Origin of the sequence: Tepidibacter sp. Z1-5, from assembly GCF_037844525.1 — a bacterium.
Lineage (GTDB): Bacteria > Bacillota > Clostridia > Peptostreptococcales > Peptostreptococcaceae > Tepidibacter_A.
In genome coordinates this window covers 147,016-161,381 of the sequence record NZ_JBBMMD010000035.1, presented here as the reverse complement: position 1 = coordinate 161,381, position 14,366 = coordinate 147,016, and the positions used below count along the sequence as shown (strand labels likewise).

General features: G+C 30.7%; 11 protein-coding genes and 1 other annotated feature. All 11 genes read left to right on the top strand.

Features of this window, described 5'->3' with window-relative positions:
• The first annotated feature begins 41 nt into the window (after positions 1-41).
• Positions 42-1,070 (top strand): DUF6731 family protein, encoded by a 1,029-nt coding sequence (locus WJW32_RS08060; protein WP_340257150.1) that lies wholly within the window; start codon positions 42-44, stop codon positions 1,068-1,070.
• A gap of 18 nt (positions 1,071-1,088) precedes the next feature.
• Positions 1,089-1,661, top strand: a complete 573-nt coding sequence (locus WJW32_RS08055) for a hypothetical protein (protein ID WP_340257149.1) — start codon at positions 1,089-1,091, stop codon at positions 1,659-1,661.
• Positions 1,662-2,251: 590 nt separating this feature from the next.
• Positions 2,252-3,532: a dihydroorotase gene (locus tag WJW32_RS08050; RefSeq protein WP_340257147.1), complete on the top strand. Its 1,281-nt coding sequence runs from the start codon at positions 2,252-2,254 to the stop codon at positions 3,530-3,532.
• Complete coding sequence (gene pyrF / locus WJW32_RS08045; protein WP_340257145.1) at positions 3,533-4,459, top strand: orotidine-5'-phosphate decarboxylase; 927 nt, start codon at positions 3,533-3,535, stop codon at positions 4,457-4,459. It begins immediately after the preceding gene.
• A gap of 16 nt (positions 4,460-4,475) precedes the next feature.
• Complete coding sequence (gene carA / locus WJW32_RS08040; RefSeq protein ID WP_340257143.1) at positions 4,476-5,543, top strand: glutamine-hydrolyzing carbamoyl-phosphate synthase small subunit; 1,068 nt, start codon at positions 4,476-4,478, stop codon at positions 5,541-5,543.
• 79 nt (positions 5,544-5,622) lie between these two features.
• Entirely contained in the window at positions 5,623-8,832 is a 3,210-nt protein-coding gene (gene carB / locus WJW32_RS08035; protein WP_340257141.1) for a carbamoyl-phosphate synthase large subunit, read from the top strand.
• A 10-nt stretch (positions 8,833-8,842) separates the two neighbouring features.
• On the top strand, positions 8,843-9,619 hold the full coding sequence (locus WJW32_RS08030; RefSeq protein WP_340257139.1) for a dihydroorotate dehydrogenase electron transfer subunit: 777 nt from the start codon (positions 8,843-8,845) through the stop codon (positions 9,617-9,619).
• Complete coding sequence (locus WJW32_RS08025) at positions 9,612-10,520, top strand: dihydroorotate dehydrogenase (RefSeq protein ID WP_340257137.1); 909 nt, start codon at positions 9,612-9,614, stop codon at positions 10,518-10,520. Before WJW32_RS08030 ends, WJW32_RS08025 begins: the two co-directional genes overlap by 8 nt.
• Positions 10,521-10,538: 18 nt before the next feature.
• Positions 10,539-11,216 carry an orotate phosphoribosyltransferase gene (pyrE, locus tag WJW32_RS08020; RefSeq protein WP_340257135.1) on the top strand — a complete coding sequence of 226 codons (678 nt, stop codon included), beginning with the start codon at positions 10,539-10,541 and terminating at the stop codon, positions 11,214-11,216.
• Positions 11,217-11,294: 78 nt separating this feature from the next.
• Positions 11,295-11,509, top strand: a binding site (T-box leader).
• A 225-nt stretch (positions 11,510-11,734) separates the two neighbouring features.
• Positions 11,735-12,958, top strand: coding sequence for an argininosuccinate synthase (locus tag WJW32_RS08015; RefSeq protein ID WP_340257344.1), 1,224 nt, complete (start codon positions 11,735-11,737; stop codon positions 12,956-12,958).
• On the top strand, positions 12,959-14,278 hold the full coding sequence (argH, locus tag WJW32_RS08010; RefSeq protein ID WP_340257133.1) for an argininosuccinate lyase: 1,320 nt from the start codon (positions 12,959-12,961) through the stop codon (positions 14,276-14,278).
• Positions 14,279-14,366 lie beyond the last annotated feature (88 nt).

Below are 14,366 nucleotides of genomic sequence, written 5' to 3'. Positions count from 1 at the left end.
GATAAAATTATATATATAAATACATATTAGGGGAGGTAGTTATGGCTAAAACTGTAACTTTTTATAATGTAGGAATCTATTTAAATGATGAATTAACAGATATTTCTTTTTTAGAATTAATTGATAGTATAAATAATCATAACAAAGACAGATTAAAGATAGTTAGAAAAATAGATAATAAAATAGCAGGTGTGTTTGAATTAATAGCAGGTGGAGAAACAAGTAAAAGAATAATTCCTTTTGGTAAATTTAGAACAACTTTCAAACCATATATTGGAGAAATTACAAAAACAGACTTAGATCAAATCAATAAAAGTATTATAGAACTAGTAACTGTTTTGTATGATGACTCTTATAAAGTAGCCTGTGTTGATTTTAATTCACACGGTTTAAAAATTAGAGATATAGAGAAATATCTAAATACTTTTCTTCCAAGTAAAAAAAGTGAGAAGTGGGAAGTTAAATTTGAACCTATTATTGTGTGTAAAGATATTGATAAAGTGGCACAGTCAAGACAAATAAAAAATATTAGTATAAAATTAAATTTAAGAGATTCAAGTAAGAATTTTATCAATGAAAGCATAGATATAAATACAAATATTTTTAAAGCACTTGCTACAACTGCTGAAACTGAATTCGATGCTAATGTTTTAAAGTTAGAATTTGGAGTAGGAAATAAACAAAAGGCTACTATGCAATTAGATGCTGTTAAATATCTATTAGACTTACTAAACTTTAATACGGACTATGTTGCAAGTACAGAAATTACTTATAGAGATAATACGATGGATAAAATTGATAATATAAATTTAAAAAATAATAATATAGAATTAAAAGATACAATATTAAATAATATTAAAATAGAAAATCCATCTCCTAAAGCTATAAGTAGTGATATGGATAAAAAAATTGAGAAACATAAAGTTTCAATAATAAGAGCATATAGAAATTATATTAGTAATGCTAGAAATAAAAATCTACCAGAAGTTGTAATAGAACCTAATGAAAAACATAAAATACTAATACAGAAATACAGTGTTTTAAAAGGAGATGGTGAAAAAGTAGTATAAAAGAAAGGAGAATAATGTGTGAATAAAAAAAAAATTCCTAAATTTATACCCAAAATAGAACTAGTTTTTGTATTTTTAATTGTTTCTGTATTTATATTGTCAAAAGTATCACCTTCTTTTATGAATTTACTCAATATAACAGAAGTAAAATTAGCTAATTATTTTAGCAGTGATAGAATATCAATGATTTCAAATTCTGCTTTTATATTAATAGGAGTTTATGCAACTATTACTGCTGTTTTTGGATCAGGCAAATCGATGGCAACATCAAAATTATCAAAAAAAGATTTAAACGGAGATTTTATAACATGTATATCTTTTTCAATGATATCATCTTTAATATTAGGTTTTTATATAATATTTCTTGATGATAAATACATATACTTGTTATTTTGTTTGATTATTTGGACAATTTCGAGCTTAATACGTTTTTTGATAATTATATTGTTAATGTATAGTTATAATGTAAAAACTTTTAAAAAAATAGATAGACAAGAAAAAGAAAATTATGAAAATATGATGGATGTATTAACTGAAATTAGTATAGAATTGAAAAGAATAAAAAACATTATTAAAGATGAGGAAAAGTAGAGAATAAATATATACAAACTATTTATAATAAAAAATTAAAATTGTTATGCAAATGGAGTAGATGAAAATTATCTACTTCTAGTTTTGTGTGAATATTAAACATTATAGTTGAATATTGAATAATTAACAGTTATATAGACTGGAATCAGTATGTTTCAAATGTAAATATATTAGATTAATAGAAATAATGAGATTTTGTTTTATTTAAGCTATAACTCGTTGACGTTTGAGGTATGCGGTAGAATAAAGAAAATTTTTTTATTTGACACCTAAACAATATATGTGGTATCATTGTTAAAACAAAATAATACAAAAAAATCGACATACGCATGTCGACCTTTAAGTTGGTACGAGAGACCAGGAAGGGAGGAATTGTGATGGGAGCCATCAGTGCGTTTTTTTATTATACAAAAAAACATGAAAATAATAAGTGTGTAAATTTAAATGAATTGTTGAATGCATTATGCTCAATGATAGTTTTTACATTTCCTAAAATATATAAGCAACAAACAGCTATACCAACGCTCAAATTTTGACTTTTGGTAGGCTTGTTTGTTGCTTTTTTAATATCTAAAAAAGGAGTGAATTAAATGAAATTATTGATTAAAAATGCAAGACTGATAAATCCTAAGACAAACATTGATAAGATTACAGATATTCTTATTGAAGATAGTATAGTGAAAAAAATAAATGAGAATATAGATGAAAATGTTGATAGAAAAATAGATGCAAGCGGATACATAGTATCTCCTGGGTTTGTAGATGTACATGTTCACCTTAGAGAACCTGGATTTGAATACAAGGAAGATATAAAAACAGGTGCTTTAAGTGCTGCAAGAGGTGGATTTACTACTATATGTGCTATGCCAAATACTAATCCAGTTATAGATAGTGAAGAGGTAGTTAATTATATAAATAAGAAAGCTAAGGATGCAGTAGTAAATGTTGAGGTTATAGGAAGTATAACTAAGGGACAAAATGGAGAAGAGTTAAGTGATATAGAGAATATGAAAAAAGCTGGAATAATTGCTATAAGTGAAGATGGAAAGACTGTCAAAGATCCAGTGATTTTAACGAAAGCTATGAAGCTGTCTAAAAAGTACGATTTACCTGTTTTATCGCACTGTGAAGATGAAGATCTGGCTAAAGGTGGGGTTATGAACGAAGGTCCAAAATCTAAAACTTTAAACCTTAAAGGAATATCAAGTGAATCTGAAGAGATTATAGTTCAAAGAGATATAGAAATTGCAAAAGAAGTAGGAGCTAAAATTCATATATGTCATATAAGTACTAAGGGAAGTGTTGAATTAGTAAAAAAAGCCAAAAAAGATAATGTAGATGTAACTTGTGAGGTTTGTCCTCATCATTTCTCACTTACAGATGAAAGCGTTGAAAAGGATAATGCAAATATGAAGATGAGTCCACCTTTAAGATCAAAAGAAGATGTTGAGGAAATAAAGAAAGGTTTAAAGGATGGAACTATAGACATTATAGCAACAGACCATGCACCTCATCATGAAAGTGAAAAAAATTGTGGATTTGAAAAAGCTGCAAATGGAATAGTAGGGCTTGAAACTGCACTACCTCTTGGAATAACTAATTTAGTAAAAGAAGATGTTATAAGTATAAATGAACTTATAAAGAAGATGAGCTTAAATCCTGCAAAACTTATAAATATAGATAGAGGAAGTATAGAAGAAGGGAAAGTCGCTGATATAACTATATTTGATGAAAATGAGACTTACAAAATAGATTCTAGTAAATTTAAATCAAAGTCAAAAAATAGTCCGTTTGACAAAATGAAAGTTTTCGGAAAAATAAAGTATACGATAGTAAACGGAAAAGTTGTATATGAGGGGGATGAAGATTAGATGATAGATAAGTTAATAGAGAGAATAAAAGAGCTGAATAATCCAACTGTTGTAGGACTTGATCCTAGAGAAGAAATTATACCAGAATTTATAAAAAAAGAGTCTTATAGAAAGTATGGAAGGACATTAAAGGGACTTGCAAATGCTTATTTCAAATTCAACTGCATGATAATAGATGAAATATATGATTTAGTTCCAGCTGTAAAACCTCAAATATCTATGTATGAGGAACTAGGACCTGATGGAATAGACTGTTTTATAAAAACTATAAGATATGCAAAAGAAAAAAATCTTATAGTAGTAAGTGATATAAAAAGAGGAGATATAGCATCAACTGCAAAGAGTTACTCAAGAGGACATATAGGAAGAGTTAGTGTTGCTGGAAATGAGCATAAAGTATTTGATGCAGACTTTGTAACTATAAATGGATACATGGGATATGATGCGATAAGTCCTTATATTGAAAACTGTAAAGAATTAGATAAAGGAATGTTTGTTTTAGTAAAAACATCAAATCCTAACAGTGGTGATATACAAGATTTAAAAACTGAAGATGGAAGATATGTATATGAACATATGGGAGAGCTTGTATCAAAATGGGGAGAAGAACTGATAGGCAAGTATGGATTTAGCAAAATAGGAGCAGTAGTAGGAGCAACTTATAAAGAACAGGGAAAAATACTTAGAGAGCAAAATCCGAATACATTTTTTTTGGTCCCTGGATATGGAGCTCAAGGAGCAACAGCTGAGGATTTAAAGGGATGCTTTAACGAAGATGGGCTTGGAGCATTGATAAATTCATCAAGAGGTATAATAGCAGCTTATAAAAAAGATGAGTATAAAGATATATATAGCGAAGAAGAGTTTCACAAGGCTGCAAGAGAAGCAGTAATTAGAATGAGACAAGATCTTTTAAGAGTACTTTAATCGGGAGGGAAAGAATATGAAAGGTTATTTAATACTAGAAAACAATGTTGTGCTTGAAGGAAAGTTATTTGGATATACACAAGAAACTGTAGGAGAGGTAGTATTTAATACTGGAATGACTGGATACCAAGAGGTTCTAACTGATCCATCATATTACGGACAAATAGTAACAATGACGTATCCTTTAATTGGAAACTACGGAATAAATATAGATGACTATGAGTCAAAATCACCAAAGGTTAGAGGCTTTGTTGTTAGAGAAAAATGTGATATGCCATCGAATTTTAGATGTGAATTCAATCTTGATGATTATCTTAAGCAAAATAAGATTGTTGCAATAGAAGGAATAGATACAAGATATCTTACTAAAATGATTAGAAATCAAGGAACTTTAAGAGGTATTATAACTAATAGAAAATTAAACGAAGAGCAGTTACAAAATACTATAAATTCATTTTCAAATGTAGATGCAGTTGAGAAGGTAACTACTAAAGAAGTAGTTGATCATTGTGAAGGAGAGGGTCTTAATATAGCAGCTATAGACTTTGGAATAAAGGCTAATATAATAAGATCTTTCAAAAAAAGAGGTTGTAATATAACAGTATATCCAGCTTTTGTAGGAGCTAAAGAAATACTTGAAAAGAACTATGATGGAGTATTTTTATCTAACGGACCTGGGGATCCGAAGGATTTGGTAAGTGTCATTGAGGAAATAAAGAAGATGATAGGAAAAATTCCTATAACGGGAATATGCTTAGGACATCAACTTTTAGCACTAGCACTTGGAGGAGATACTCAAAAGCTTAAATTTGGACATAGGGGATGTAACCATCCGGTTAAGGATTTACAAACAGGAAAGGTAATAATTACATCTCAAAATCATGGATATGTAGTTGAAGAAGAAACTCTACCTGAGAATGTAAAAATAACTCATGTAAATATGAATGATGACACTGTTGAGGGAATGAGAGTTGATGATATGAATATATACAGCATACAGTTTCACCCTGAAGCTTGTCCGGGACCATATGATGCAGCACCTATATTTGATGAATTTGTAGAAGTTTATAAAAGAGCACTTTAGACTTATTTGTGAAAAATATTTAAATAAAGAGCGTATTCGATTAAAGATATTTTAATTAGTTATTATGGGAGGTAGAATTATGCCAAGAAGAGATGATATTAAGAAAGTATTAGTTATAGGATCGGGACCAATAGTAATAGGTCAAGCAGCGGAGTTTGATTATTCAGGAACACAGGCTTGTCAAACATTAAGAGAAGAGGGCATAGAGACAGTACTTATAAATTCTAACCCTGCAACTATAATGACGGATAAAGAAATAGCAGATAAAGTTTATATAGAGCCGTTAACTTTAGAATTTGTAGAAAAAGTTATAATAAAGGAAAAACCAGATAGTTTAATAGCAGGTATGGGAGGTCAAACAGGACTTAACTTAGCTGTTGAACTTCATGATAGTGGAATTTTAAAAAAGCATAATATAAAGGTTATAGGAACTTCTATAAAATCTATCAAAGATGGAGAAGACAGAGAATCTTTCAAAAAAATAATGGAAGATATAAACCAGCCCTTAGTTCAAAGTGAAATAGTAACTACTATGGAGGACGGAATAAAGTTTGCATCACAAATTGGATATCCAGTAGTTGTAAGACCTGCATATACATTAGGTGGTGCAGGTGGTGGAATAGCTGAGGATAAAGACGAATTAGAGGAAATTCTAGCAAGTGGACTTCAGTTAAGCCGTGTAGGACAGGTACTATTAGAGAAAAGTATAAAAGGTTGGAAAGAGATAGAGTATGAGGTAATGAGAGACAGTAATGGAAACTGTATAACAGTTTGTAATATGGAAAATATAGATCCTGTTGGAGTTCATACAGGAGATTCAATAGTTGTAGCACCATCTCAAACTCTTACAGATGTTGAGTATCAGATGCTTAGAAAGGCATCTATAGATATAATAAATGCTATAGGAATAGAGGGTGGATGTAACGTTCAGTTGGCTATTAATCCAGAAAGCTTTGATTATATAGTAATAGAGATAAATCCAAGAGTTAGCCGTTCGTCAGCATTAGCTTCAAAGGCTACAGGTTATCCTATAGCAAAGGTTGCAACTAAAATAGCAATAGGATATACACTTGATGAAATAGAAAATGCTGTAACTAAAAAGACTAAGGCGTGCTTTGAGCCAACACTTGATTATTGTGTAGTAAAAATTCCTAAATGGCCATTTGATAAATTTAGAAGAGCTAAGAGAACTCTTGGAACAAAGATGATGGCAACAGGAGAGGTTATGGCAATTGGAAACAATTTTGAATCGGCATTTTTAAAGGCTATAAGATCTCTTGAAATAGGTCAGTATAGCTTAGAACATAAGGCATCTTCAAATAGAAGTATTGAAGAATTAAAGAGACGAGTTCAAATACCTGATGATGAGAGAATATTTGATTTAGCTGAAATGATAAGAAGAAATTATAAGTTAGATATGATATGTAAGATAACTGGAATGGACAAATTCTTTGTAAACAAGATAAATAATATAGTGGATGAGGAAGAAAAGCTAAAGAAATCTAACCTAGAGGATATAACTAAGGATTGGATGAGAAAACTTAAAATGAAAGGTTTTTCGGATAAGGCAATAGCAGACTTTACAAACTCATCACCTAAGGATGTATGCAATCTTAGAAAATTATATAAAATAGAAGCTGTGTATAAGATGGTTGATACTTGTGCAGGTGAGTTTGATGCGGTGTCTCCATATTATTACTCAACTTATGATGAGCATGATGAGGTTGAAGTATCGGATAAGAAAAAAGTTATAGTTATAGGATCAGGACCTATAAGAATAGGACAGGGAATAGAGTTTGACTACTGTTCAGTTCATTCAATACTAGCTCTTAAAAAGCAAAATATAGAAACTATAATAGTTAATAATAATCCAGAGACTGTTAGTACGGACTTTGATACGGCAGATAAATTATATTTTGAGCCTCTTACAGAAGAAGATGTACTAAATATTATACAAAAAGAAAAACCTTATGGAGTAATACTACAATTCGGAGGTCAGACAGCTATAAAGCTTGCTAAGTTCCTAGATGATATGAATGTAAATATACTTGGAACTAAGCCTGAGCAAATAGACGAGGCAGAGGATAGAGAAAAATTCGATGAAATAATGGAAAAACTTCAAATAAATAGACCAAAGGGAAAGGCTGTATGGTCTGTAGATGAGGGAATAGAAGAGGCTTCAAATCTAGGATATCCACTGCTAGTTAGACCATCTTATGTACTAGGTGGACAAGGTATGGAGATAACTCACAATGAGAAAGAATTAAAGGGATATCTTGAAAATTCATTTGAGAGAGATCCTAAAAATCCAGTATTAATAGATATGTATTTGACTGGAAAAGAGATAGAAGTAGATGCAATATGTGATGGAAATGATATATTAATACCTGGAATAATGGAACATCTTGAAAGAGCTGGGGTTCACTCTGGTGATTCTATATCAATATATCCAAGTCAAAATATAAGTGATGATATTAAAAAACAAATAGCTGTAAAGACAAGAGAAATAGCAAAAGAGCTTAAGATAGTTGGAATGATAAACATACAGTATATAGAGTTCAAAGGGGAACTATATATCATAGAGGTAAATCCAAGATCATCAAGAACGGTACCGTATATTAGTAAGGTTGCAGGAGTTCCTATGATAGAACTTGCTACTAGAGCTATGCTTGGAGAAAAAATTCAAGATATGGGATTTGGAACAGGAATCTATAAGGAATCTAAAAAAATATCTGTAAAGGTTCCAGTATTCTCAACTCAAAAACTTCCAGAGGTTGAGGTAAGTCTTGGCCCTGAGATGAGATCAACTGGAGAAGTATTAGGAATAGGTGAAACCTTCGTAGAAGCTTTATACAAGGGACTTATAGCTGCTGGAATTAATATACCAAATCAAAAATCTACAATACTTGCAACTATAAAACCGAGCGATAAAAAAGAGTTTGTAGATATAGCTAAGCGTTTTGATAAAAAAGGGTGTAAATTTATAGCAACTAGCAAGACTGCTGATGAGCTTGAGAAAAATTCAATAGATGTTGAAAGAGCTAAGAAGATAGGAGAAGGAGAACCTAATATCTTAGATGTTATTAGAAGTGGAAACGTGGATATGTTGATAAATACTCCAACTAAAGCAAATGATTCAACTCGTGATGGATTTAGAATGAGAAGAGCCGCTATAGAGACTACGGTTCCAGTGTTTACATCACTTGATACTGTAAAGGGAATACTAGATATAATGGAATCTGATATAAAAGCAGAGAATATGGGTGTGTATAATATGGGAATAGAGTAGGAGGTATTGTATGTGCGTAACTAAGAAAAAGGTAATAGCTAAGATAATAAAAAATGAAATAATAGTGGATAATGTGTATAAGATGGTAGTTAAATCAGAAGATTTAATATATGATTTTAAGCCTGGTCAGTTTGTAAATTTATATAGTAAGGATAAATCTATGTTACTTCCAAGACCTATAAGTGTATGCGAAGTAGATGAAAAAAATAAAGAAATAACATTGATATTTATGGTAGTAGGAAAAGGTACTGAAGAGTTCTCAAAACTTAAAGAAAATGATGAAATTTACTTGATGGGATTTTTGGGAAATGGATTTGAATTAGACTGTGAAGGTGAGAATATAGTAGTTGGTGGGGGAGTAGGTACTCCTCCTCTCTTGGAACTTGTTAAAAGGTTAAAGGGAAACAATAAGATTTTCTTAGGTTTTAGAAAAGATATTTATTTAATAGATGAGTTTAAAAAGTACGGAGAAGTGTATATTGCTACTGAGGATGGAGAGCATGGAGAAAAGGGAAATGTTATAGATTTAATGAATAAATATATTAAAAAAGCCGATAGAATATATTCTTGTGGGCCAAAGGGAATGTTAAAGGCAGTTAAAGATTATGCAGCTAAGAATAATGTAGAGGCATATCTATCTCTTGAAGAAAGAATGGGATGCGGATTCGGAGCTTGTGTTGGATGTGCAGTTAAAATAAAAGAAGACAATGATAAGGGATATAAGAATAAAAAGGTTTGTGTAGATGGACCTGTATTTAAAGCTTGTGAGGTGATGTTTGATGAGTAATCTTGGATTTAATATAGCTGGTGTAGAATTTAAAAATCCAGTTATGACGGCATCTGGAACTTTCGGTTCTGTTGGAAAAGAGTTTGAATCATTCATAGATTTAAGTTCACTTGGAGCGATTGTTGTAAAGGGAATTAGCTTAGATCCTTGGGATGGAAATAATTCACCTCGTATAGCTGAGACTTATGGAGGAATGTTAAACAGTGTAGGTCTTCAAAATGATGGAGTAGATAATTTTATAAAAAATGATATGCAGTTTCTTAAAAATCAAAATACCAATATTATAGTAAATATTGCAGGAAAAACTGTAGATGAATACAAAGAAGTAGCAAGAAGATTAAATGATACAGATATTGATATGATAGAGCTTAATATAAGCTGTCCTAATGTAAAAGAGGGCGGGGTAGCTTTTGGAACGAATGCTTTAATGGCAGAGAGCATAACTAAAGAGGTAAAAAGTGTAACTAATAAGCCTTTAATAGTGAAATTATCTCCTAATGTAACTGATATAACTGAGATTGCAAGAGCTGTTGAGTGCGGTGGAGCTGATTGTGTATCTATGATAAATACCTTAATAGGTATGAAAATAGATATACATAAAAGAAAGCCAGTTTTATTCAATAAAATAGGTGGACTATCAGGTCCTGCTATAAAACCTGTCGCAATTAGAATGATTCATCAAGTATCTAAAACTATTGAGATACCTATAATTGGAATGGGTGGAATAATGACTGGTGAGGATGCTATAGAGTTTATAATGGCAGGAGCTACAGGAGTTGCTGTAGGTACTGCAAATCTTATAAATCCAACAGCTACAATGGATGTTTTAGATGGAATTAAAAAGTATATGAGCGATTATAATATAAGTGATTTATCTAGTATAAGAGGAATAATAGACTAAGAGAAGGTGGTAGATATTATGAAAAAGTATAAACAAGAATTTATAGAGTTTATGGTTGAGTGTAATGTTTTGACTTTTGGAGATTTTGTTACTAAAAGTGGAAGAAAGACGCCTTTTTTCGTGAATACTGGAAATTATCAAACTGGAGAACAGCTTAGTAAATTAGGTGACTTTTATGCAAAAGCTATAAAAGAAAACTTTGATGAGGATATAGATGTACTGTTTGGACCAGCTTATAAAGGAATACCTCTTTGTGTTACAACTTCAATATCTTTAAGTTCAAAATACGATATGAACGTTAGATATTGTTCTAATAGAAAAGAGATAAAAGATCATGGAGATAAAGGAATTCTTCTTGGAACAAAGTTAAAAGACAAGGATAAAATTCTTATAATAGAAGACGTTACAACTGCTGGAACAAGTATAAGAGAGACTATGCCTATACTTAAAAATGATAAGGATGTAGATGTTGTAGGTCTTATTATATCTGTTAACAGAATGGAAAGAGGAACAGGTGAAAAATCAGCACTTGATGATATAAAGGATACTTATGATATGAAGACTTGTGCAATAGTTGACATGAATGAAGTTGTAGAATATCTGCATAATAAAGAAATTAATGGGCAAGTTATTATAGACGATGATATGAAATCTAGAATTGAAGATTATTATAAGATTTATGGAACTGAAAAATAAGTTTTGATATAAAATTTAATTTTTATATTGACATACTAGATTAAAGATAATATAATCTAATTCAACAAAAGAAAACATATAAATCCTGAGAAGTGGAAAGTAGGTATAATGATTGTTTCAGCGAGCTGAAGTAGGTGTGAGTTCAGCAACATAGTTATATTGAACAAGAGCCATGGAGGAGATCTTCTGAAATAGTAGTATGAAGATACGGACCTATCGTTAAAGGATAATGAGTGGATATGAAACTATATCAACAAGAGTGGTAGCACGGGAATTTTACTCTCGTCTCTTAATTAAGAGACGAGAGTTTTTTGATTTAGAGTGTTATTGTTGTTATATTTGTAGTATCAACAAGAGTGGTAACACGGGAACTATATCTCGTCTCTTATTTTTAAGAGACGGGATTTTTTAATATAAAGAAATAAAAAAGCGCGCGCGAATTAAAACATGTCTAGCTAGATACCAAATTAGAATAATATATTAAAAATTTTGAGGAGGAATCTATTATGAAAGAAAATATGAAGGAAAAAGTTGTTTTAGCATACTCAGGAGGTTTAGATACTTCTATAATAATACCTTGGCTTAAGGAAAACTATAATGCAGAGATAATAGCAGTTTGTGTTGATGTAGGTCAAGATGAGGATATGAGCGAAGTTGAGGTAAAGGCTATAAAGTCAGGAGCAGCAAAAGCATATATTGAGGATTGTAAAGAAGAATTTGTGTCAGAGTATATATATAAGGGAATAAAGGCTGGAGCTATATATGAAAATAAATATCTTTTAGGAACAAGCTTTGCAAGACCTCTTATGGCTAAGAAGTTGGTTGAGGTTGCTCATAAAGAGGGGGCTAAGTATATCTGCCATGGTTGTACAGGAAAAGGAAATGATCAAGTAAGATTTGAGGTTGGAATTGCTGCGATTGATCCTAGTATTAAGATAATAGCGCCATGGAGAATATGGGATATAAAATCAAGAGAAGATGCTATAGATTATGCAAAGTCAAAAGGTGTTGAAGTTGCAGCAACAAAAGAAAAGATATACTCAAGAGATCAAAATATATTCCACATAAGTCATGAGGGTGGAGAGCTTGAAAATCCAGAGAATGAGCATAACCCACATAATATATACATGATGACAACACCACTTGACAAAGTTAAAGATGAAGCAAGTTATGTTGAAATATACTTTGAAGAGGGAATACCTAAGAAGATAAATGATGAAGAAATGTCTCCTGTTGAAATAATAACTTATTTAAACAAGATAGGTGGAGAAAATGGAATAGGAGTTATAGATTTACTAGAGAACAGATTAGTAGGTATGAAATCAAGAGGTGTATATGAAACACCAGGTGGAACAATACTATTTAATGCACACAAAGAACTTGAATATTTAACACTTGATAGAGATACACTACAATATAAGCAAATTATAGCTCATAAATATTCACAGCTTGTATATGATGGATTATGGTTCTCAACATTAAAAGAAAGCTTAGATGCATTCGTTGATTCAACACAAAAGACTGTTACTGGAAGTGTAAAATTAAAGCTTTATAAAGGAAATATTATGATAGCTGGTATGAAATCACCTTTTGCACTATATGATGAATCAATTTCATCATTTGGAGATAGTGATATGTATGACCATAAGGATGCAGAAGGATTTATAAACTTATTCAGCTTACCTTTTAAAATAAAGTCGAATATGAAAAAGAACATTAAAAGTGAGGTTGGTGGAATCTAAATGAAACTTTGGGGTGGACGTTTTAAAACTGAAGAAAGTAAACTTATGGAGGATTTCAACTCTTCATTAAAATTCGATAAGGTAATGTATTTCGAAGATATAAGTGGAAGTATAGCACACGTTAAGATGCTTCTTAAATCTGAAATATTAACACAAGATGAAGCTGATACTTTGATTGAAGGATTGAATGAAATATTAGAAGAAATAGAAAGTGGAACACTTAAAATAGAAGGCGACTATGAAGATATACACAGCTTTGTAGAGATAAACCTTGTGAAAAAAGTAGGAGATGTAGGTAAAAAGCTTCATACAGGTAGAAGTAGAAATGATCAAGTTGCTGTAGATATGAGAATGTATACAAAGAAAAAAGCTTTAGAAATAGTAGAGAGTATACAACATCTTCAAGATGTTATAAAAGATAAAGCTGATAAAAATAATTATATAATGCCGGGATATACTCATCTTCAAAGAGCTCAAATAGTAACATTTAAATATCACTTGATGGCTTATTATAATATGTTTAAAAGAGATAAAAAGAGAATGCTAAACTCTTTGAGCTTAATGAATGAAAGTCCACTTGGATGTGGTGCTCTTGCAGGTACTACTTATGATATAGATAGAAAATATACATCTGATTTGCTTGAGTTTGATAAGCCTGTTGATAATTTCTTAGATGGTGTAAGTGATAGAGATTATATAATAGAGATTATATCTAATATGAGTATAGCTATGATGCACCTTAGTAGACTTAGTGAAGAAATAATAATATTTAGTTCTAAGGAATTTGAATTTATTAAGATAAGTGATGCGTATTCAACTGGAAGTAGTATAATGCCTCAAAAGAAAAATCCAGATGCAGCAGAGCTTATAAGAGGAAAAACTGGAAGAGTATATGGAAGCTTAATGTCTATACTTACAACTATGAAGGGATTACCACTTGCATACAATAAAGATATGCAGGAAGATAAGGAAGTATTCTTTGATTCAATAAAGACTACTCTTAGCTGTTTAAATGTTATGGCTAATATGATACATACACTTACAGTCAATAAAGAAAATATGATGAAGGCTGTAAAACATGGATTTTTAAATGCAACGGAGGTTGCAGATTATCTAGTAAATCACGGTATGGCTTTTAGAGATTCTCATAAGGTAGTTGGAGAGATAGTTCTATATTGTGAAGATAAATCAATAGCTATAGAGGATATGAGTATTGATGAATTCAAGACGTTTAGTGATTTATTTGATGATACAATATATGAATTTATAGATTATGAGAATATACTTAAAAAAGGAATAAAAAAGGAAATTGCAAAATAAATATATAAATTTAGCCAAAAAACGAAGCTTATTGATAAGCTTCGTTTTTTAATACTTATGAAATTAACATAGGCAGAATACGTTGATA